Origin of the sequence: Janibacter melonis (assembly GCF_003721155.3) — a bacterium.
Lineage (GTDB): Bacteria > Actinomycetota > Actinomycetes > Actinomycetales > Dermatophilaceae > Marihabitans > Marihabitans melonis.
This window is the reverse complement of the sequence record NZ_CP044548.2, coordinates 1,945,779-1,965,301: the sequence shown is the minus strand read 5'-3', so window position 1 is coordinate 1,965,301 and position 19,523 is coordinate 1,945,779. Positions and strand designations below refer to the sequence as shown.

Sequence of the window (19,523 nt, the reverse complement as noted above, 5' to 3'; positions counted from 1 at the left end):
CTCGTCGGCCCGAGGTTGCAGTCGAGAAGGAGCTAGGCGATGATGCGTTCGTACCGATGGGCCCTCGCGCTAGTCGTGCTGATCGCCGCGCCAGCGTGCACCGCCAGCACCTCCGACCCGCCGGGGCGTGAGGTGTCGGCGTCAGGCCGCACGTCGACGGGCCTGTGGACGCCGACTTCCTCCACCGACGGTGATCTGACCCGTCTGGGTCTCTACGGCGGCCCCATCGAGGGGGGCGGCTCGGCGTCTATCGCCGCGATCTCCTCGTCCGGCAGGTTCGTCACCAGCATCCGGCCGGACACAGGAACGTCTGGTCCCCTGCTGACCGGCACGACGCAGATGGGGTGGTGGATCCCCGGTGAAGAGCCCGCCATGATCCCCGCACCCAAACCGCCCGGTGCGAGTCAGCTCGTGGCCGCTGACGCCTACGACGACGCCGTTATCTGGCGTGAGACTCGCTCGACGAACCTCGAGGCGGAGGACTGGCGCATCTTGGCCCAGTCGCCATCAGGTGGCCCTGCCGCCCAGGTCATCGCCAGCTACGACGACTACTACGGTGCCGATGTCGTCCCGATGTTTAACGACGACCGGCATCCCCTTGCGCTGGTCGAGGACCGCGCGTACTGGTCCATTCGGGACTGGCCGACCGACGCCCCGACCGCACCGGAGCAGCGAGGTGGGCTGTACCCCGAGCGCCCCACCTACCGAATTCTCACAGCCCCCGTGGACGGGTCCGAGAAGACGAGCCAGGTCGCCCAGGGGGCCTACGGTCCCGCCAGAGCAGGTGACCGGCTGATCTACATCGCCGATGACCGCCTCACCAGCGGGCGCACATACGGGACCCCACGGATCGTTGAGACCGACGGCTCGAGACTACGCACGCTCTACCGCTTCGACGCCCTGACCGCGAGCACGAGGATCACCATGACGTGCGGAACCAGCACCTACATCGCATGGGCGGCGACAAGGAACGGGAAGGATGAGATCAACATCCTCCCGCGCGATGAGATGCACCCGCGACGGATCCCCCTTCGCAGCGCCGGCGGCTCGACCGAGATCAGCTGCGGTGATCGCTTCATCGCCTGGGGCCGAGGGTCTGGACGCGGAGATGCCACCCTGTACCTCTACGACATCGCCTCCCAGAAGAAGACGGAGCTCGGGGCCACCCGCGCCTACGGTCGAGTACGCGCGCAGGGCGACACACTGGCCTACCCGAAGAAGACGGATGGCTCTCGCCCCGGCCGATGGGTGGTCGCGACGTGGCGCCCGTAGGGCTGCACCAGGTCACGACCGGGTACGACCTTCCGCTCCGTTGGCCGCTTCCCACTGACGATCGTCATTGAGCAGATTCCGAGAGCGCCCTTCGCGGGCATCGGCGAAGATGGTTCACCCCCGCTGACTACCCGTGAGGTGGGACGCTGTGCGCATGAGCGCAGGGGCGAGACGGGGCGAGCCCAGCGACCGGCACGGCGGACCGGTAGGGGCGATCGTTATTCCCAGGTGGGTCATGGTCGCCTTGGCACTTGCATCGTTGGTGGTCGCGGCGCTCGGCGCCCAGGGGCTGCTCTCTGATGATCCGATCCTCGACGAGGGTCGGACGGATCTAGCCCTGGTGCTACTAGTCGCAGTGTCCCTGTGCCAGGGCGCGATCAACCTCTTGAACTGGCGATTGCAGCAGCGCCGCATAAGCGACGAGGAACCTGCCCTAGCTCAGCCCCGCTCCAGGCTCTGACGCCGTGCGAGCAAGAGATGCCCTGAAGCAGGCCCTGCGAGAAGAGTTCGTCCCGACCCTGCGCGCCGCTGGGTTCAAGGGCACCTACCCGACATGGCGCCTGCAGGTCGGTGACACCACCGCAGTCGTCACCATCCTCGCCGGCCAGTACAACGAGGGAACGTACGGCACCTTCGAGGGCGCGATGTCCGTCGTCACCCCCGCCTGGAAAGAGTGGCTCGAGAGCGAGTTCTCAGGAGGCTGGTACGAGCCCAGAAAGCCCGGCCGCGAGCAGTACTGGGACGGCATCGCTCGCCTGGCGCTCACCCCGCTCAACCGCTCGGGCGGCCGCAGTGGCTGGACCATCGACTCCGTCGACGACGCCGAAATCGTGGCCCGCCAGATGACCGAAGCCCTCAACGCCGGCCAGCTCGCCAACCTCCTGCGCCTGACCGACCACGCCGAGCTCCTCGCCGACCTGACCACCATCACCAGCAGCCCCCCATTCGCCAAGTTCCACGACAACGGGTGGCACTGGGACGCCGGCTACCCGGATGCCCTGATCGCGCACGCCGTCCAGCTCAGCGACCACGGTGGCCCAGGGTTCAAAGCCGCATGCCAACGCCTCGAGCGATGGGGCAACCCCCGCCCGAAAGCCATCAACGCCGCCCAGTGGGCTCGAGAACGAGCCGCACGCCTGGGCAACGAGGAGCAGCCGAACCGTCACTGACCCGACCAACACGCGTGGCGTGTCGCCGTCCGAGAACCATCGTTTTCGAGCAGCCCGGGGGAGGGGCTGCAGGGCGCTCTTAAGAGGCGTTCGAAACCCCTGCTCGCTGATAGCGTCGCTCGAAACGTCGAACGTGGAGACTTTCGAGCAGGGTGAGGCGAGCATGCCCAGCATCGCGGCGTGGACGATCACCCTTTGGGATCTGTTTCGAGGGCTATTCCTCTGGGCGCTGGCCATGCTACTCATTGGCTTCGTGCTGGGCTTCGTGTGTGGTCGCTACGCGCGCCCTCGCCGGGCTAGGGGAGAGGTCAAGCGATGACCGAGTGAGGTTTGCGCGCGGGTAGCACCCTCGATCAGGGCGCGGCGCTGCAGGGTAGCTTCGAGTGGGTGGCACGGCCGTTTGAGACGGCCTGACTTTCCCGATTTTCCCTCCTCGCGTGCGCAACACGCCCCGCCCGGCAGGTGGGATCGGCGGTCGATTCGTGGGCGACATCGCTCGATGTCACAGTCGCACTCGAGCATGGTCGCCGCACACCCCGCCGACGCCACATCTGCGGACAGATGCGCCTGGTCCCGATCATCGCCTGGGGGCGTGAGAGGTGCGGCTCGCTGGAGTGCTCGCGGCACGGGGTCGTGAAGATGAGGTGCGACGCCGTCACGCTGCTACCAGCTGGCGGAGGCGCGCGGTCACGGAAGTGGGGCACCGCGCGCCTCCTCTGGTCCCTCAAGAGGTCCTGAGGTCACCCGGAGCTCGGGCACTGGTTCGTGGGGGAGCTAGGAGGCCGCGCCCTGCGCCTTCAACCGCTCGCGTGAGGCCGGGACGAGCTCGTCGAGGCGAAGGACCGAGTGGACGGGGTTGGCCACGAGCAGCGTGGCGCCGATCTGCTCGGCGAGCTCGATCGAAGCCCCTGGGCCGCCGACGGCGACGTGGGTGCTCTGGGCCAGCTGGCGCGCCGCCGGCACGGCGGCCTCGAGGATCTCGGGTCGCGTGACCGCCAAGACGACGAGGTCGGCGCGGGTGCGCGCTGCTGTGGAGGTGATCGCCTCCAGCGGGGTGTCCCCGCCGAGGTAGCGCACCGACCAGCCCCGGCGGGTGAGCAGGGTGGCGATCATCAGCAGCGCGATGTCGTGACGCTCTCCGGCGGGGCAGGCGACCACGGCTGTGCGACGCCCGCCCGGATGGGGGTCTTGGGCCAGTGTCCCGATGTGCTTGCGGATGATGTGGCTGATGAAGTGCTCGTGAGCGACCGTGACGGCCCCGTCCAGCCACTGCTGCCCCAGCAGGCGAAGGTAGGGCAAGTACACCGTGACCATGGCGGCCTCGACCCCAAGAGCCTCGCTCGAGGCTCGAACCGCTCTCCTGGCGGCGTCGGGATCGAGGCCTCGCACCGCCTGATCGATCCGGGCGATCAGCACCTGCGCGGTCGGTGCCTGTGCGGGGGTGTCTCGAGCCAGCGCGACGGCCTTGGCCAGCGGCACCCCTTGCGCCTTCAGGGCGACGACGTCGTGGGTGATGCGCTCATCACGCTCGGAGTACAACCGGTACCCAGAGGTACTGCGCTGCGGCTTGAACAGGCCGAACCGCCTCTCCCACGCACGCAGCACATCCACGCTCAGACCCGTACGACGGGACAGCTCCCCAATTCGCATACCTCGCACGCCACAATCGTAGCCTTACGCCGTAAGTTGGGCTTGTCGAGAAGGGTCGACGACGTAGGACGTTCGGGCACGTACGATACGGAGCGTCATTCCTGAGCGACGGAACACTCAACAGGGGAAGGTGCCAATGGTCTCGGAGTCAGGGACGCCGAGCCGGGCGCGGCTGAGCAGAGATCTCATCGTGCGTTCGGCCCTGGCCTACATCGACGCGCAGGGCGCCCAGAAGCTGACGATGCGCTCCTTGGGAAGCGCCCTGGGTGTGGAGGCGATGTCGCTCTACCGGCACGTCTCTGGGCGTGAGGATCTTCTTGAGGCTGTCGTGGCGCAGATGCTGCGGGGTCTGGAGGAAGATCTCGACGCCGAGCTATCCGAGACCTGGCAGGGCTATCTGCAGACCTTCGCCCACCAGGTCCGGGCGGTGGCCGTGGCCCACCCCCACGCCTTCCCGCTGGTGGCCACCCGTCACCCGGCAGCGCCGTGGCTGCGCCCGCCTCTTCGCAGCCTGAGCCTGGTCGAGGACTTCCTCAGCACGCTGATCGGGCACGGCTTCACCGAGGACGGTGCCGTGCACGTGTACCGCTCCTTCAGCGGGTTCCTGCTGGGGCACCTGCTGCTGGAGTCGGTCGTGCACGGCGCGGAGACCTCACCGGTCGAGGTCGCCCTCGACGAAGGGGAGGCCAGCATCCCCGAGGGTGACGCAGAGCTCGACCTCGACGACTTCCCCACGATCAAACGGCTGCGGCCAGCGCTGAGCCAGGACCACTCCAAGGCCGAGTTCGAGATCGGTCTGGAAGCCCTCATCGAGCGCATCGAGCTGCACATCTCCCAGTAGCGCCCGTCATCTCGCCCCGGCAGGCCGCTAGGGGCGGAGATCGAGAACGCGTGCAGGACAGGATCTCTCACCTGCTTACATCGTAAGACTGGGTGCTAGATTTTCGGACCGTGCACACACATCGCGCGGAGCTGCAGCTCGAGGCGCTCGGCGACGCCAACCGACGGACGGTGGTCGAGCTGCTCGCCTCTGGCGGCCCGCAACCGGTGGGAGTGCTCGCCGCCCAGCTGCCGATCAAGCGGCCCGGGGTCTCGCAGCACCTGCGGGTGCTGAAGCGGGCGGGGCTGGTGACCGACCTGGCCGAGGGGACCCGTCGGATCTACGCGTTGGATCACGACGGGATCGCCGATCTGCGGGCCTACCTCGACCGGGTGTGGCCGCCGCAGGGGTCCGCGGCGCCCCACAAGCGCGCAGCCCGCGAGGAGGCCCCGGGCTGCTGCTAGATGTACTCGGCCGAGAGGTTGGTGACGCGTAGGCGTTGACGAGGAGGAGAACCTCCGGGTGAGGTGTGGATTGTCGAAGTCCCGCCCGACCCGGAGGTTCTCGTGGCCCACGCTAACGCCCGTCTCAATGTTCATGGTCGCCGTCTGCTGGTCGACCGAGTCCGCCGCCAGGGGTGGGCGGTGGCTCACGCGGCGAAGGCGATGGGCATCTCACGCCAGTGCGCTCACCGTTGGGTTGCCAGGTTCGACGCCGAGGGTCAGGCCGGCCTGTCAGACCGGTGTTCGGCGCCGCATTCCAGCCCGCGACGCACCGCGGCATCGGTCGAGGACGCAGTGGTCGCGGCCCGGCGTGAGCACCGGCGCGGTCAGGACTGGATCGGGCTGAGCTCGGTGTCCCTGCTCGAACGGTCAGCCGGATCCTGCGCCGCCACGACCTGCCCTACCCAGCCGCCTGTCACCAACGTCGTGACCGAGTACAGCTAGACCTTGCTTGAGCAGTGTGTGTCAGCGCACCGCGCCGGCGAACGTTCTCGCGAGCCCCACACGCGTCGTAGAAGTGAACCCTGAGGGCTGTCGTCATCCCTTTCGGGGTGTGCCCGGACGATGGCAGCGTCGCGAGACGACGGCGGCGAGAACAAGAGCCGGGTAGCGGCAGTGGTGGTGCGCGAGCCTCGCCTGGCGTCCACGCCCCTAACGCTGCCCGGCTCCTCCCTCGTTGTCTCGCCGCCCTCGCCTTTACCCTGCGTGCGTCGGAGGCGCGCCTCCTGGCTCATCGTCGGGCGGACACGACGGCTGCCGCAGCGACGCTACCCCCGGATCAGCTCACGCGTCCTTGCTCTTGCGCATGCACAGGGCGTGGCCTAGGTGTACTGACCCGGCAGGTTGGTCCAGCAGGGGATGGGAGCAGCGCATCATGCAGAGACGCACGATGACAGCAGGCGGGTCCGGTGCATCACGAGGTGCTACCGGACCCGCCTGCCATCGGGGGAGGGCGCCTATATGAGAGCGCAGGTCGCGGGGTTAGTCCAGGGTGTAGTCGGCGTTGTCGATCTTGCGGTGGTACCGCATGCCGGTGATGCCTCCGAGGATGGCGCCGATGAGGGTGACCGCGGCGACGGTGATCAGGGCAATGATCCCGGTGGTCGTCGCGTCGTCGGTGCTGACGGGGATGCTGGGCAGGGCGTCGAGCTGGGAGAGGACGTCGAAGCGGTCGCCGGCGATCAGGCCGAGGACGGCGACGACGATCGCGATGAGCACGGCCCACAGCCACACCGCGATGCCCTGCTTGGCGCCGTCGAAGCGGGCCATGCGGCCGGCGACGTAGCCGCCGGCGAAGTAGGCGATGAGCAAGATGACGAGCAGGGCCACGGCGCCGGCGATGCCGACGTCCTTGGCGTTGTCCGCGGCGTCCTGCACGGTGGTGTCGGTGCTGAACCCGATCGCGCTGCCGGTGCCGGCGACCAGGGCCGCCAGCAGGACCGTCAGGCCGACTGCGGTGAGCCACCCGAAGAACGCGGCGCCGAACTTCATGCCGCCGAATCGCTGCTTCTGCTGCGTGCGCAGGGAGTCGTGGTGGGTGGGGCGGTTGTCCTTGCTCGGCGAGGTGCGCCCGGTGTCGTGGGTGTCGCGGCCGGTGTGGCGGCGGGTCAGCCCGTCGGCGTCAGCGCGGCGGTCCCGGTCTTGGTCTCGGCGGTGGTTCTCTTCGCCCATGCTGGTGCTCATGTGCAGCTCCTGATTCGTGTGGGTGTGGTTCGGGGTGCAGACGCAGCAGTCCCCCATGACCTGCCGGGGCCATGGGGGACTGCCGGTGGGGATCAGCCGCGCTCGGTGTTCTCGCGCCGGGTGGCCTCGTCGGGCAGATCGGCCTCGATCTGCTCCTTGCGGACTTCCTCGCTGACCTGCTGCTCGTCGGTGACGGTCTCGGTGCCGAGCTTGACGCGCTCGACCGGGACGGTCTCCTTGTTGACCACGACGCGCTCCTCGGTGAGGGTCACCTCGTGCTCCTCCTCGGTGAGATCACCGCCGGCCATGGCCTGGTCGCGGTTGGCGTCGGTGATGGGCTCGCGCTCGAGGCGGACCTCCTCGCGCTGGACCGGCACGGTGGTGGTGACGTTCTCGGTGACGATGTACTTGCGCAGCCGGGCCCGTCCGGTGGCGACCTTCTCGGTCCCCACGTTGAGGCGCTCCTCCGAGCGGGTCATCGCGTCGTCGGTGTTGGGACCAGAGGTGTCCTGCCCCTCCCCGTGCACGTCGCGGTCCGCGACGCCTTCAGCGTTGTCGAAGCGGCCCTGGCCGCTGTCGGCAATGCCGTAGTAGCGGTAGAGCTCGGCCTCGTCGTCGGCGTCGAGGTGACCGTCGGCGTCGACGCGGGGGGCGTCCTTGATGACGGACTTGGCGAAGGCGACCTGGACCTCGTCATCGCCGCGCACGGTGGCGCCGCGAAGGGGGACGAAGGTCTCGCTGGTGCCGAAGAGACCGGTGTTCGCGGTCACCCACTCGGGCTGACCGCTCTGGTCGTCGAGGTAGACCTGGCCGACCTTGCCGACCTTCTCCCCGGACGCGTCGACGACGTTGCCGCCAGCCACGAGGGTGTTGATCTGCTCGGTAGAAATCATTGATTCCTCCACTTTCGATCGATTGGCTTACTTCGTAAACGTAGCCGAGGTCGCCGGGCCTGGCCGGGCTGGCAGACCCCCCTCTTAGGGTGTATCCGCATGGCCCGGCTGGCGCAGCAGGGCTCAGCCCTGGTTGCGGTCGAAGGGGACGTCGGGGGAGGTGGCCCCGCCGGTGGGGCGGGTGCGGGCCTCGGCGGCCTGGGCCTTGTTCTTGGCCTGCTGGGCCTGCTCCTTGACCGAGGGGGCCTTGGCGGCCTCGGCCTTGATGTTCTGGGTCTCGCTCTCCATCGTCCCGAGGTAGCTCTCCCAGCGGGCCTGCATGGGCTTGATCAGGCCGCCGCCGACGCCGACGATCAGGATGCCGCCGATGGTGGCCAGGACGGTGATCAGGACCGGCAGGGTGACGGTGGTGGCGATGCCGACCTGGTTCAGGGCGGCGATGATGCCCAGGCCCAGGATGAACGCGGCTGCGATGTTGGCCAGGACTTTGCCGTAGGACAGCCCGCCGAGGGTGTTGGCGATGAGCTCGCGCACGGCGGTGGCGATGGCTGCGGCCAGCACGACGATGACGATGGCCACGACGATGCTGGGCAGGAAGGCGATGACCCGGGTGAGCAGGTCGCTGATCGGGTTGGGTCCGAAGACGCCGAAGGCGAGCTGGAGCACGAACAGGATCAGGGTGTAGTAGACGAGCTTGCCCACGATCGAGGAGGCGTCGTACTGCGACTTCGCCAGGGCCCGCTTGACCCCGCCGCGCTCGACGGCGCGGTCGAAGCCGACGCGCTCGAGGATCTTGTCGACGGCCTTGCCGATGACCTTGGCCACGATCCATCCGATGACCAGGATGAGCAGGAACATGACGATCTTGGGCACGTACAGGGCCAGGGCGACCCACAGCTGGTTCAACGCGTTCTCCACGGGGAGTACCTCTCGCTTGGCTTACACCGTAAATTTACGGTCCGCTGGGTAGTGTGCCAGAGTCGTAAGCATGGACGAACATTCGTTGCCTACCCAGTGTCCGAAGTGCGGGTGCGCGCAGATCTCGGTGGTCACCGACCGGCGGTTCGACGCCTTGGGCGAGCACGAGAAGCACACGGTGACGTGCTCGCAGGGGCACACGACGACCTACAGAGACGACAGCGCACCCGCCTCACCCCGCTCGCTGCTGGCCACGGTCCGCGACGCGCTGACGAAGTGAGCTAGCAGAGGGGGCCCCTCGCCAAACGGGGGGACTCGTTCTCCCGTTTGGCCTCCGTCGCTGTCCGCACCGCCCACCGGCGTTCGCGCTGCGAGGTCGCGCTGGTTCTGTGAGACTCGTCGGTCATGGTGGACACGCCAGGAGACGGCCAGGTCCTTCACCCCGGAGTCTCTGGCCGCCAAGATGACCGGCGGCGAGACAACGCCTACGAGCGCTTCCTCACCGACGTCGATCTGGCGCTGCGCGCCAGGGGGTGGTTGCACGCATCGGACCTAGGTCTGTACGAGTCGTGGGAGGACGAGTGGTGGGAGTACCCGCCCTCGCGACCCTCTGGCCTGGCCCCGGGTATGGAAGGGGACGCGAGGACCATCTCGGCCTCCGATCCGAAGCGGGGGCACACGCTGTGCGTGGAGTACGCGACCTGTTACCCGGTTGAACGAGCCCAGCGTGCCGAGTACTGCGACCTGGGCCCGTTGCTGCGGCAGATCGCGGTCATCGAGGCCTACCGCTCTCCGGTCATCCCCATTCGCCGCGACCTCTGATCCACAGGCTCACGTGCCGGGGTCGTCCTCAGCGTGCCCCCGGGCGGGGAGGGTCGTGTCCTGCTGGACCTTGCCCTCGATCTCCAGGCCCGGGTCGCCCTTGGACTCCCCGACGACCTCCTTGGCCTTGCCGACCAGCCGGTCCTTCGCGTTCTCGATGTTCTCGCCGATGCCCATCTACGTCTCCTCGAAAGCGGTCGTCGTCCTTTCGTTCAACGTAGTCAAGCCGGGGCGGGAGGTCGCGCCCGGAAGGCGCCCCTTCGGGTGGAGCCCCGACCCCGGGGGCCCGGGGTTGACTGATCAGGTCCGCCGATGGTGCTTGTGGCCGACCACGGCGGTCCGCCCCCCGGGGCAGGGGCCGACACGCCGTCCTGGCCCCTGCCCCGGCGAGGGTGCGGGGCGTCTAGAGCGGGGCCTTTCAGGCCCGGGGCACCTCGTGGTCGTCGCCATGGGGAAGCAGGCGGGCTCGGGGGCTGGCGCGGAAGCCGTGCTCGACGCCCCACAGAACGGCCTGAGTGCGTGACTTGACCCCCATCGTGCGGTAAGCCGCTCTGATGTAGGACTTCACTGAGTTCATGCTCAGGTAGCAGCGATGGGCAATCTCTTGATTGCTCAACCCGGCCACGACCAACACGACCACCTCCGACTGTCGCGGTGTGAGCCCTTGCTCCTTGCCAGGCCAGTCGCCCTCATGGGTGTCTTCGTCCTCGACTTCCGGCGCTGAGATCACGCTCTGGGCGGCGTAGATCCGCTCGAGCGCGTCGACGAGCTCAGCGCCGCCGAGGGACTTCGACAGCACCCCGGACACGTGCCGGGTAGCGGCGATCTGAATGACCTCGTCAGTGATCGCCCAGGTGTAGAGCACCGTGTGCTCCACCATCGGATCTCGAGCGAGCCGGTCAACCTCCGGGCTATCGACAGCGGCCGCCGCGTACGTGTCGTACAAGAGGACGTGAACCGGTTGAGAGACCGGCAAGCCGGAGTCGAGCTCGACGACCTCCACGCGATTGGAAAAGGGGGCGAGCATCGCCGCGATACCGCGGACGACGACCTCGTAGTCGTTGAGGATCGCGACCCGCACGGGTGGCGTGTCTCGCTTCACCCGCTTGTTGAGTTCCATCCACCGACCGTAGACCCGTGGTAGGGACCTACCAGTAGCGAGGATGGGTGCTCGGCGCATGGGGGACAAGCAGGTGCGCATAGCGGGAGCAGGTGCGTGCTACGTCGTTGAGAGACACCCACGGGTTCTCGAGCGAGCAGACTCTTGTTCGAGGTCCTCACCGGCTCGCATTCTCCTCGCGAATGCCGTTGTAGTCGATGTAGCGGGGAGTCGGAGGGCCCTGAGGGAGCATGCATGACGCTTCCCGCTCGTCGAGACCCTTGCTGCGTGCGCGCCAGTAGGCAACGTTGCTGCGGGCGTCCTGGAGCAACTCGTTGACCGGGCCTTGGCTCTCGGGCGAGACCTCGCGCCAGGCTGTGGAGACCTGGATGAGGGCCTCGACGACTACCTGCCATTGCTGCTCAGTCGCCTCGAGGCTCCTACGCCCTGCGGGAAGGTTCGTCATGATCGTCCTACTGGCCGTGGTCAGGCGGTAGTGGACACGGTGAGCAGCACGACGGAGTCGTCAATGGCTTCGAGGTCGTGCCGGGCTGGCGGGATCGGCAGGTAATCACCGGTGGAGGCCTCCCACTGCTCCTCGCCGGCGTGAAGGCGCACCCGGCCGCTGATGATCTGCAAGGTGGCCTGCCCGGGGCTGTCGTGCTCGCCCAGGGCTGTGCCGGCGGTCAGGGCCAGCACGGTCTGCCGCAGGGTGGCCTCGTGCCCGCCATGGATGGTCTTGGCTGCGCGGCCGGTCCTGGCGTGGCGGGCAGCGGCCAGCTGGGTGGTGGCCACGGTGCTCAGGGAAAGGACGTCGGTCATGTCGCTCCTACCGTCGGTGTCAGACCCGGGGATCGACGGGGCACGCTTCGAACCAGCCGGGCTTCGTCTCAGCACCTCCAGCCTCGCAGAGCGCACGGGCGGTGTCTTCTCGGGGTCAGATCGGCTCAGGCCGGGTGACGACTGGGGCGGCACGTGCGCCAACGATGGCGAGGGGCAGGTAGATCGACGGCGAACACCAGGGGCTGGCAGCGCCACTCGGTGCGCCGGGATTCACTCGTCTCGTTGTCAGAAGGGGACGAGGGCGACGTCTTCTACCCGGATAGCAGCAGTCGGGATGCGGGTCTAGCGTTGGAATCACCCAGATCTACCGAGATCACTATGCTTACGCTGTAATGGGATCTGGCTGGGGCCCCTGGTGGCGCTGCGGCAGGGCAATGAGGCACGAACTTCCTGCCAACGGGGTGAATAGAGGTAAGGATTCGGTAAGTTAGCAATCAATGCGTTCCCGGTGCATGTAAAATGAGTCAGGTGAAAGTAACTTTTTCTCACATGAAGAGGGGTGGTCCTTGGGGTAAAACTACGGTTGAATACCTAATCGCAATCGACGCTGATCTTCTCATCTATCAAGAGGGAGTTCTCCTCTTCAGGGAGGAGGCATTTCCAGTGGCCGAACTTGCGCGCAGCCTGTGGTTCTGGATGTCCGAGCAGCCAGACGCTGATTTCATCTTTAACTCTCTTTCTTACGAAGAGGAGGAGATTATCTGTCTGCGTCAGGATGGGTCGAGTTGGAGTATTACGTCGTCTTTTGATCCAGAGCTGCGTGTCTCCGGTATCGGTCAAGACGAGCTTGTGCGCATATTCCGGAGTTTCATCCGAGAGGTCCACGCCGGGTTGATCGCTCTCGGCGTTGACCCTATTCCAGTCATTTACAATGAATAAGAAGACGGTCACGCGCACCCGCGTGCGAAAGGTAGAAATGCCACGGGAGGCCACGCACGAGCTCAGGGTTGATCAAGCCGACAGAGAGCCAGCGTGGGGTAATTGACTAGTTCCAGGAGGTCGCGGGCCTGATGTGAAAGCGGAGCCGTAAGGGGCCCGAGATGGGCCCCGAAGCTGTGGCCGCAGCTCTTCGCCTGGTCTTGGGCGGAGACGTGTCTAGCGTTGCTGTTGTCGTCGACGCCCCGCACTCGTTGCTTGAGCAGGCGGTGCGCCAGTGTGATCGGACACTCACGCTCGGCAGAGAGGCCATAGTCCAAGTCCTTGAGGGCATGCTTGACGGTTCTGTAGGTCCTGACCAAGCGCACAGGTGGGCGTCCTTTGTGCTCCGGCCCCACGGACAGACGGGAGGAACCTACGCCGACCTTGACGTTGACTTCGACGAGGCCTGGGAGGACGAGATCGTTGAGGCGGTGGTTCGTCTTGACGAGATCGGGGACCTGATCGACGGCGTGGTCTCCGATAAGGAGGTCAGGTTGCTCCTTCAGTCGCTTGGCGCCGGCGCCGCCAGTCCGAGGGTGGGCCCCAGAGAGACTACCTGACATAAGATAGATTATCGGCATTATCGTAGACGTGACTAGATTGACTTCTGGCATCCGTAACGCGTGACAGTGCGTTCTTGTCCCCGCCGCGGGGCATGCGCGTCGTCCGCACGTCCGGGCTGCGGCTATCCACTGCCGGATCGGATCTCGTTGCGCAATCAGTCGGCGACCTGGGCACAGAGATGCCGGCCCGCTCTGACGGGTGCCGTAGCTGGGGACGAATGCGACGGATCCTGAGCCTGGCGATGACAGCGTCTACGTGATCTTGAGGTCGGTGATGCAGGTGGGGTCATCGTCCTCGGTGGTGGAGACTTCCCAGGTGCCCACCTCTCCGTTTTGCTCGATCGTCAGCGTTGCCTTGATCCCGCGCGGCACCCACAGGCCGATGAAGCCGTTGTCGTAGGTCCGACGTGTCTCATCGATGAGGGTTTCACCGCTGCCACCGGTCAGGGTGATGTTGACGTTCGCGTTGCGCAGCTCCCCTACGCAGGTGGTCAGGCTGTGGAAGTGGCACTCGTGTGTCGTGTGGCGGTAGGGCGCGATCGAGATGTACACCTCGTCCTCGGGCATGGGTAGCTGAACTTGTTGCCCTTGGCCACCGGTGATGCTCACCGTTCTCGGGTGCACCGATGCGACGAGGCCGGCGGGACGTTCAGCAATGGGCATGGTGTCAAGACGCTCGATGGCCTCTGCGGTGCTCAGACCGGTCAGGTCGTGCTCGGACAGCAGGTCGGCGGCCGCCGGTGAGGTGGTGGCCGAGGAAGGCGCGGGCGCGCCCGGCGACGGTGCGGACGTGCAGCCTGTCAGGATCAGGGCACCGACAGCAGCGGCAGCGAGCAGGCGAGGTCGGATGGGTGCTTGAACGGTGTACATCGGCGCTCTCCGTCAGGGTCTTGGGGAGTCATCAGCTTTGCTCCGATGACGTCCGGTCGGGTCATCCACGTCTGGGAGGGCAGATCGGGTGAGTGATCTGCTCAGTGCCGTGGCTCGTTCGGCGTCCGTGCTAGTCGATGGTGCGGGCGCGCAGGCGTAGTGCGTTGGCGATGACGCTGACGCTGGACAGGGCCATGGCGGCGGCGGCGAGGATGGGAGAGAGGAGCAGCCCGAGCACGGGGTAGAGCACGCCGGCGGCGATGGGGATGCCTGCGGCGTTGTAGATGAAGGCGAACACGAGGTTCTGGCGGATGTTGCTCATCGTCATCTCGGAGAGGTGACGTGCCTTGGTGATCCCGGTGAGGTCGCCGCGAAGCAGCGTGATCCCCGCGCTCTCCATGGCCACGTCGGTGCCCGATCCCATGGCGATGCCGACGTCCGCAGCGGCCAGGGCGGGTGCGTCGTTGATGCCGTCCCCGGCCATGGCGACCACTCGGCCTGCTTCGCGCAGGTTCTTCACGACGTCGCTCTTGTGGTCGGGCAGGACCTCGGCCTCGACGCGCTCGATGCCCAGGGATCGCGCGACCGCGTTCGCGGTGACCTGGTTGTCGCCGGTGAGCATGACGACGTCGATGCCTTCGGCGCGCAACGCTTCCAGCGCGGCCGGGGTGCTCTCCTTGACCGGGTCGGCGATGGCGAACAGGGCGGCAAGCTGGGTGTCGATACCCATGTAGATCACGGTCGCCCCGTCAGCGCGCAGCTGGTCTGCGCGTTCGCGCCACACAGCGGTGTCAATGTGGTGGGAGGCCAGGAAGTCGGCGTTGCCGAGCGTGACGTGTCGTTGCTCGACGAGGCCCGTGACACCTCGCCCGACCGGGGAGTCAAAGTCAGCTACCTCGTGCAGGGTCAGGTGCTTGGCGGTTGCGGCTTCGACGATGGCCTGGGCTAGGGGGTGCTCCGATGCCCGTTCGACGGTGGCGGCGGTGCGCAGCAGGTCGTCGGGGTCACCGCCGCTGATTGGCTCGATGTGGGTGACGGTGGGGCGGCCCTCGGTCAGGGTGCCGGTCTTGTCGACCACGAGGGTGTCGATCTTCTCCATGCGTTCGAGCGCTTCGGCGTTCTTGATCAGCACCCCCAGCCTGGCTCCGCGCCCGACTCCGACCATGATCGACATGGGTGTGGCCAGGCCCAGGGCGCAGGGGCAGGCGATGATCAGGACCGCGACGGAGACGATGAGGGCGTGGGCCAGCTTGGGGTCGGGCCCGGCGAGGGCCCACGCGGCGAAGGCGATGACGGCGATCGCGATGACGACGGGGACGAAGACGGCCGAGACCTTGTCCGCGGTGCGCTGGATCGGGGCGCGGGAGCGTTGGGCGTCGGCGACCATGGTCACGATCCTGGCCAGCATCGTCTCGGTGCCGACCCGTTCGGCGCGCATGACCAGGCCGCCGCTGCCGTTGATGGTTCCGCCGATGAGCGTGTCGCCGCCGCTCTTGGTCACGGGCATCGACTCGCCGGTGACCAGCGACTCATCAACGGAGGAGCGGCCGTCGGTGACGGTGCCGTCGACCGGTATCGCCTCCCCGGGGCGGACCCGCAGCAGGTCTGCGACCTGCACCTGCTCTAGGGGGATCTCCTCGTCGACGCCGTCGGTGATGCGTCGGGCGGTCTTGGGGCTGAGGTTCAGCAGGGCTTTGATCGCACCGGAGGTCTGCTCGCGTGCTCGCAGCTCGAGGACCTGGCCGAGCAGGACCAAGGTGGTGATGACAGCGGCTGCCTCGAAGTAGACGTCGACGGTGCCGTCGTCGTTGCGGAAGGAGTCGGGGAAGATCCCGGGCGTGGTCGTGGCCACGAGGCTGAACAGCCAGGCGACCCCGGTGCCCATCGCGATGAGGGTGAACATGTTGAGGTTGCGGCTTCGCAGCGAGGCCCATCCGCGCACGAAGAAGGGCCCCCCCGCCCACAGCACGACCGGCGTGGCCAGCACCAGCTGCAGCCACACCGAGACCCGCGCCGGGACGGCCTCGTGGATCCATGGCACCAGGTGCCTGCCCATCTCCAGGACGGTGATGGGCAGGCTGAGCACAACCGCGGCCCAGAAGCGCCGGGTCATGTCCGACAGCTCCCGGCTCGGGCCGCTGTCGGCTGAGATGGTCACCGGTTCCAGGGCCATCCCGCAGATCGGGCATGCCCCAGGACCGGCCTGGCGAACCTCGGGGTGCATCGGGCAGGTCCACTCGCTGGCCGAGACCGGTGCTGCCAGGTCGGGCGCTGCCGAAGAGCGGTCCACCGCTCCCACCTCGAAGCCCTGCGGGTCTGCCAGGAAGCGCTCCTTGCAGCTCGCGGAGCAGAAGAAGTACTCCTGCCCGTCGTGCTCCGTGCGCAGGGCCGTGTCCTGCCTGACCTGCATGCCGCACACCGGGTCCGTGGCAAGCGGGGTCGAGTCAGCGAGGTCAGGTCGGTCGTTCTCAGTGCTCACGAAGACCTCCGATGTCGCACGCGAGGGTGGTGGGGAAGGCAGAGCGGCAGATCAGGGCTGCCCGCTCAGAGCAGATCCTTCATCGTGGTGATCTCGCTGTTCTGGGCCGTGATGATGTCCGCAGCCATGGTCTTGACCTCGCTGTTGGAGGTCGTGGACTGCACGTCCTTGGCCATCTTCACCGCGCCCTGATGGTGCTTGATCATCATCGTCAGCCACATCTGGTCGAACTCTTCGCCCGAGGTGGACTCGAGATCGGTCATCTCGGACTTGCTCATCATCCCGTCGCCGTGGTCCATACCGCCGTGCCCCATGCCCTCGCTGGCCGGCTCGGCCCCCCACTGCTCCAACCATCCCTGCATGGTCTTGATCTCCGGGCCTTGAGCGGCCTTGATGTCCTTGGCCAAGGCCTGCACCTTCGCCGACGCGCCCGAGCTGTCGTCCAGGGCAAGGTCAGCCATCTCGACCGCCTGCTGGTGGTGAGGGATCATCATCTGCGCGAACATCACGTCGCCCTCCTGCCCCGAGGACGCAGACCTACTGGTGCTCGAGGACATCGACTCCGAGCCATGGTTCATGCCCGGCATCGACCCGTCGGAGTTGCTGGAACAAGCGGAAAGAGCGACCGCGGCCAGGGCGCTCACGCCCACGACAGCGGCACGGCGGGTGGTCAGGTGCATCGTCTGCTCCTTCGATCAGCGCGAGGTCCGCGCGAATTGCGGTCCCTCGACGATGCGTCACCAAGGTGTTCACCATCTTGTGGTCGTGTTGAGATTTCCTCAAGACCGGGCGACATCTCGCTACAGCTTCAGCTCTTCGAGGTCCCGGCAGGCGAGGGCGCCAGACATGCACCGACCCGGGTTGAGGTTTGACGAAGATCTCCACCAACAGCGCTCAAGGCTCTGCCCACGCGGCCGCGCTGGATCACACTGACGGCGTGAACGACCAGCTCAGCACCGACACCCCGCGCCGGGTCCTCGTCGTCGAGGACGAACGCACCCTGGCGGGGATGGTCGCGGCCTACCTGTCTCAGGCTGGGTTCACCGCCGAGCTCGCCCACCGCGGCGACGACGCCGTCGCGGCTGTGCGAGCCGACCCGCCCGACGTCGTCGTGCTCGACCTCGGCCTGCCGGGGATGGACGGCATCGAGGTGTGCCGACAGATCCGCACCTTCTCCGACTGCTACATCATCATCACCACCGCCCGCAAAGAGGAGGTCGACACCCTCATCGGGCTGTCCGTCGGCGCAGACGACTACCTGACCAAACCCTTCGGAGTGCGCGAGCTCGTCGCCCGCGTCCAGACCCTGCTGCGCCGACCACGGGGCGACGGCAAGCCCCGCGGCACCGAAGGGGGTACCCGCTCCTTCGGGGCGCTGCTCGTCGACCCGCTGGGCCACCAGGTCCACCTCCACGGCCAGCCCGTGGCCCTGACCCCCACCGAACGCGACCTGCTGATCACCCTCGCCACCCGCCCGGCGATGGCCTTCAGCCGTCGCCAGCTCATCGACGAGGTGTGGGGCACGGGATGGATCGGCGACGAGCACCTCGTCGACGTCCACATCGCCCATCTGCGCAAGAAGCTCGACGACGACCCCGACACCGCCCGCTACATCACCACCGTGCGCGGCGTCGGCTACCGAATGGGCAAGGGATGAATCCCTTACACCGCCGCCCAGCCCGCCCGCACGGGCTGGCCACCCGCCTCTTGCTCGGCCAGAGCATCGTGCTCCTCGCTGGCGCCGTGACAATCACCCTGGTCGCGACCCTGCTCGGCCCACCGATCTTCCACCGCCACCTCCTCGAGGCCGGGCACAGCGAGAACTCCCCCGAGGTCTTCCACATCGAGATGGCCTACCGCGACGCATCGTTCTTGGCACTAGGGCTCGGCCTGCTCATCTCCGTGACCGCCGCGGCCGCCGTCACCTGGTTCTTCACCCGACGCCTGCGCAAGCCGCTGGCAGACCTCACCCACGCAGCCCGCGAGCTCTCGCGCGGCCATTACGCCACCCGCGTACCGGCCATCGACTCCGGCACCGAGCTGGAGACCCTGGCAGCCGCGTTCAACCACATGGCCGCCCAGCTCGAAGGCATCGAAGACACCCGCCGACGCATGCTCGCCGACCTCGCCCACGAGTTGCGGACCCCCATCACCACCCTGGCTGCGTACCACGACGGGCTCCACGACGGGATCACCCACCTCGGCCCGCACTCCCAGATCGCCCTGGCCGAGCAGACGGACCGCCTTGCCCGCCTCGCCGAGGACATCGACGAGGTCTCCACCGCCGAAGAAGGACGCCTGAGCCTGGCAATAGACCACATGCCTGTCACCGACGTGCTGTGGAACGCGGCCGAAGGCATACGAGAGCGCTACCGCGACAAAGGTGTCAACCTTGTGGTCCAACCCGACGGCGCCGCCGGCCTCAATGTCATGGCCGACCAACAGCGCATCGGGCAAGTCATGACCAACCTGCTGACCAACGCGCTTCGACACACCCCCAGCGGCGGAACCGTCACCGTGTCCGCGGAGCGCCACGGCGACGAGGTCGACATCACCGTCAAGGACAACGGGGACGGCATCAGCTCCCAGCACCTGCCCCACCTCTTCGAGAGGTTCTACCGCGCCGACACAGCCCGTACTCGCTGGCAATCCGGCTCTGGCATCGGCCTGACCATCAGCAAGGCCATCATCGATGCCCACCACGGCACCATCCGCGCCGAAACCCCGGGACCAGGCCACGGCGCCATCTTCACCATCACCCTCCCCCTCGGACTGCCCTTCGCGGTAACCCCTCCCCTCGACAGACGGCAACACCCCGCCGAGCACTAAACCGCTTGAAACCTAGAACCCACCGAAGGGCCCCAGGTCAACCCTCGAGTTCATCGTTGGTTCGGTATCTGCTGTGGCTTCGTTCGCTTGGTGGCGGGGTTTTTGCAGCGCTCCGTGGCGGTCTTGTTGCCGCGATCACGCAGGACTGGCTGCAGGTAGGTGTCGCGGTCTGAACCGAGAGGGGTCCGCCCG

Annotated in this window: 22 protein-coding genes; 11 read left to right on the top strand and 11 right to left on the bottom strand. The window is 67.1% G+C overall.

Annotated features, from left to right (window positions below):
- Positions 1-39: 39 nt before the first annotated feature.
- A complete protein-coding gene (locus EEW87_RS09315; protein ID WP_163562411.1) occupies positions 40-1,272 on the top strand; it encodes a hypothetical protein in 1,233 nt (410 codons plus the stop codon).
- 464 nt (positions 1,273-1,736) lie between these two features.
- Positions 1,737-2,441 (top strand): DUF4304 domain-containing protein, encoded by a 705-nt coding sequence (locus EEW87_RS09310; protein WP_123093764.1) that lies wholly within the window; start codon positions 1,737-1,739, stop codon positions 2,439-2,441.
- Between the two features lie 774 nt (positions 2,442-3,215).
- On the opposite strand, the gene EEW87_RS09305 is transcribed toward EEW87_RS09310, so the two are convergent.
- A complete protein-coding gene (locus tag EEW87_RS09305; protein ID WP_123093766.1) occupies positions 3,216-4,091 on the bottom strand; it encodes a MerR family transcriptional regulator in 876 nt (291 codons plus the stop codon).
- Positions 4,092-4,281: 190 nt separating this feature from the next.
- On the opposite strand from EEW87_RS09305, the gene EEW87_RS09300 reads away from it, so the two are divergent.
- The 3 genes from EEW87_RS09300 (at position 4,282) to EEW87_RS09290 (ending at position 5,858) form a co-directional block, all read left to right on the top strand.
- Positions 4,282-4,932, top strand: a complete 651-nt coding sequence (locus EEW87_RS09300; RefSeq protein WP_240341576.1) for a TetR/AcrR family transcriptional regulator — start codon at positions 4,282-4,284, stop codon at positions 4,930-4,932.
- A 110-nt stretch (positions 4,933-5,042) separates the two neighbouring features.
- Positions 5,043-5,375, top strand: coding sequence for an ArsR/SmtB family transcription factor (locus tag EEW87_RS09295; protein ID WP_123093786.1), 333 nt, complete (start codon positions 5,043-5,045; stop codon positions 5,373-5,375).
- 63 nt (positions 5,376-5,438) lie between these two features.
- Positions 5,439-5,858: a leucine zipper domain-containing protein gene (locus EEW87_RS09290; RefSeq protein WP_123093768.1), complete on the top strand. Its 420-nt coding sequence runs from the start codon at positions 5,439-5,441 to the stop codon at positions 5,856-5,858.
- A gap of 537 nt (positions 5,859-6,395) precedes the next feature.
- Here the strand turns inward: EEW87_RS09290 and EEW87_RS09285 are convergent.
- The 3 genes from EEW87_RS09285 to EEW87_RS09275 form a co-directional block, all read right to left on the bottom strand.
- Positions 6,396-7,097 (bottom strand): hypothetical protein, encoded by a 702-nt coding sequence (locus EEW87_RS09285; protein WP_123093769.1) that lies wholly within the window; start codon positions 7,095-7,097, stop codon positions 6,396-6,398.
- Between the two features lie 92 nt (positions 7,098-7,189).
- Positions 7,190-7,990, bottom strand: coding sequence for a DUF2382 domain-containing protein (locus EEW87_RS09280; protein ID WP_123093770.1), 801 nt, complete (start codon positions 7,988-7,990; stop codon positions 7,190-7,192).
- A gap of 123 nt (positions 7,991-8,113) precedes the next feature.
- A complete protein-coding gene (locus tag EEW87_RS09275; RefSeq protein WP_123093771.1) occupies positions 8,114-8,908 on the bottom strand; it encodes a mechanosensitive ion channel family protein in 795 nt (264 codons plus the stop codon).
- A 70-nt stretch (positions 8,909-8,978) separates the two neighbouring features.
- Here EEW87_RS09275 and EEW87_RS09270 point away from each other — a divergent pair, with 70 nt between their 5' ends.
- Both EEW87_RS09270 and EEW87_RS09265 read left to right on the top strand, forming a co-directional pair.
- Positions 8,979-9,188 (top strand): hypothetical protein, encoded by a 210-nt coding sequence (locus EEW87_RS09270; RefSeq protein ID WP_123093772.1) that lies wholly within the window; start codon positions 8,979-8,981, stop codon positions 9,186-9,188.
- A gap of 125 nt (positions 9,189-9,313) precedes the next feature.
- On the top strand, positions 9,314-9,730 hold the full coding sequence (locus EEW87_RS09265) for a hypothetical protein (RefSeq protein WP_123093773.1): 417 nt from the start codon (positions 9,314-9,316) through the stop codon (positions 9,728-9,730).
- 9 nt (positions 9,731-9,739) lie between these two features.
- Here the strand turns inward: EEW87_RS09265 and EEW87_RS09260 are convergent, their stop codons facing one another.
- From EEW87_RS09260 to EEW87_RS09245, 4 genes are all read right to left on the bottom strand, one after another.
- Complete coding sequence (locus tag EEW87_RS09260) at positions 9,740-9,907, bottom strand: CsbD family protein (RefSeq protein ID WP_123093774.1); 168 nt, start codon at positions 9,905-9,907, stop codon at positions 9,740-9,742.
- Positions 9,908-10,148: 241 nt separating this feature from the next.
- A complete protein-coding gene (locus EEW87_RS09255; protein ID WP_123093775.1) occupies positions 10,149-10,850 on the bottom strand; it encodes a helix-turn-helix transcriptional regulator in 702 nt (233 codons plus the stop codon).
- A 157-nt stretch (positions 10,851-11,007) separates the two neighbouring features.
- Complete coding sequence (locus EEW87_RS09250) at positions 11,008-11,295, bottom strand: hypothetical protein (protein ID WP_123093776.1); 288 nt, start codon at positions 11,293-11,295, stop codon at positions 11,008-11,010.
- Positions 11,296-11,315: 20 nt separating this feature from the next.
- Positions 11,316-11,651 carry a cupin domain-containing protein gene (locus EEW87_RS09245; RefSeq protein WP_123093777.1) on the bottom strand — a complete coding sequence of 112 codons (336 nt, stop codon included), beginning with the start codon at positions 11,649-11,651 and terminating at the stop codon, positions 11,316-11,318.
- A gap of 480 nt (positions 11,652-12,131) precedes the next feature.
- Here EEW87_RS09245 and EEW87_RS17295 point away from each other — a divergent pair, with 480 nt between their 5' ends.
- Positions 12,132-12,551, top strand: a complete 420-nt coding sequence (locus EEW87_RS17295) for a DUF7878 domain-containing protein (protein WP_455429290.1) — start codon at positions 12,132-12,134, stop codon at positions 12,549-12,551.
- Between the two features lie 161 nt (positions 12,552-12,712).
- Complete coding sequence (locus EEW87_RS09235) at positions 12,713-13,150, top strand: hypothetical protein (protein WP_123093779.1); 438 nt, start codon at positions 12,713-12,715, stop codon at positions 13,148-13,150.
- A 255-nt stretch (positions 13,151-13,405) separates the two neighbouring features.
- On the opposite strand, the gene EEW87_RS09230 is transcribed toward EEW87_RS09235, so the two are convergent.
- The 3 genes from EEW87_RS09230 to EEW87_RS09220 form a co-directional block, all read right to left on the bottom strand.
- Positions 13,406-14,023, bottom strand: coding sequence for a CueP family metal-binding protein (locus EEW87_RS09230; RefSeq protein WP_123093780.1), 618 nt, complete (start codon positions 14,021-14,023; stop codon positions 13,406-13,408).
- 130 nt (positions 14,024-14,153) lie between these two features.
- Positions 14,154-16,502, bottom strand: coding sequence for a heavy metal translocating P-type ATPase (locus EEW87_RS09225; protein ID WP_275898483.1), 2,349 nt, complete (start codon positions 16,500-16,502; stop codon positions 14,154-14,156).
- A gap of 65 nt (positions 16,503-16,567) precedes the next feature.
- Positions 16,568-17,182, bottom strand: coding sequence for a DUF305 domain-containing protein (locus tag EEW87_RS09220; protein WP_123093781.1), 615 nt, complete (start codon positions 17,180-17,182; stop codon positions 16,568-16,570).
- Between the two features lie 257 nt (positions 17,183-17,439).
- Between EEW87_RS09220 and EEW87_RS09215 the strand changes: the two genes are divergently transcribed.
- Both EEW87_RS09215 and EEW87_RS09210 read left to right on the top strand, forming a co-directional pair.
- On the top strand, positions 17,440-18,159 hold the full coding sequence (locus tag EEW87_RS09215; RefSeq protein WP_275898482.1) for a response regulator transcription factor: 720 nt from the start codon (positions 17,440-17,442) through the stop codon (positions 18,157-18,159).
- Positions 18,156-19,331: a sensor histidine kinase gene (locus tag EEW87_RS09210; RefSeq protein ID WP_123093782.1), complete on the top strand. Its 1,176-nt coding sequence runs from the start codon at positions 18,156-18,158 to the stop codon at positions 19,329-19,331. The genes EEW87_RS09215 and EEW87_RS09210 overlap by 4 nt, the downstream gene beginning before the upstream one ends.
- The last annotated feature ends 192 nt before the right edge of the window (positions 19,332-19,523 follow it).

Coding starts and splice junctions, on each gene's coding strand:
- EEW87_RS09315 (WP_163562411.1), top strand. CDS start 40: ATGATGCGTTCGTACCGATGGGCCCTCGCGCTAGTCGTGCTGATCGCC.
- EEW87_RS09305 (WP_123093766.1), bottom strand. CDS start 4,091: ATGCGAATTGGGGAGCTGTCCCGTCGTACGGGTCTGAGCGTGGATGTG.
- EEW87_RS09285 (WP_123093769.1), bottom strand. CDS start 7,097: ATGAGCACCAGCATGGGCGAAGAGAACCACCGCCGAGACCAAGACCGG.
- EEW87_RS09280 (WP_123093770.1), bottom strand. CDS start 7,990: ATGATTTCTACCGAGCAGATCAACACCCTCGTGGCTGGCGGCAACGTC.
- EEW87_RS09270 (WP_123093772.1), top strand. CDS start 8,979: ATGGACGAACATTCGTTGCCTACCCAGTGTCCGAAGTGCGGGTGCGCG.
- EEW87_RS09265 (WP_123093773.1), top strand. CDS start 9,314: ATGGTGGACACGCCAGGAGACGGCCAGGTCCTTCACCCCGGAGTCTCT.
- EEW87_RS09260 (WP_123093774.1), bottom strand. CDS start 9,907: ATGGGCATCGGCGAGAACATCGAGAACGCGAAGGACCGGCTGGTCGGC.
- EEW87_RS09255 (WP_123093775.1), bottom strand. CDS start 10,850: ATGGAACTCAACAAGCGGGTGAAGCGAGACACGCCACCCGTGCGGGTC.
- EEW87_RS09250 (WP_123093776.1), bottom strand. CDS start 11,295: ATGACGAACCTTCCCGCAGGGCGTAGGAGCCTCGAGGCGACTGAGCAG.
- EEW87_RS09245 (WP_123093777.1), bottom strand. CDS start 11,651: ATGACCGACGTCCTTTCCCTGAGCACCGTGGCCACCACCCAGCTGGCC.
- EEW87_RS17295 (WP_455429290.1), top strand. CDS start 12,132: ATGAGTCAGGTGAAAGTAACTTTTTCTCACATGAAGAGGGGTGGTCCT.
- EEW87_RS09235 (WP_123093779.1), top strand. CDS start 12,713: ATGGGCCCCGAAGCTGTGGCCGCAGCTCTTCGCCTGGTCTTGGGCGGA.
- EEW87_RS09230 (WP_123093780.1), bottom strand. CDS start 14,023: ATGTACACCGTTCAAGCACCCATCCGACCTCGCCTGCTCGCTGCCGCT.
- EEW87_RS09220 (WP_123093781.1), bottom strand. CDS start 17,182: ATGCACCTGACCACCCGCCGTGCCGCTGTCGTGGGCGTGAGCGCCCTG.
- EEW87_RS09210 (WP_123093782.1), top strand. CDS start 18,156: ATGAATCCCTTACACCGCCGCCCAGCCCGCCCGCACGGGCTGGCCACC.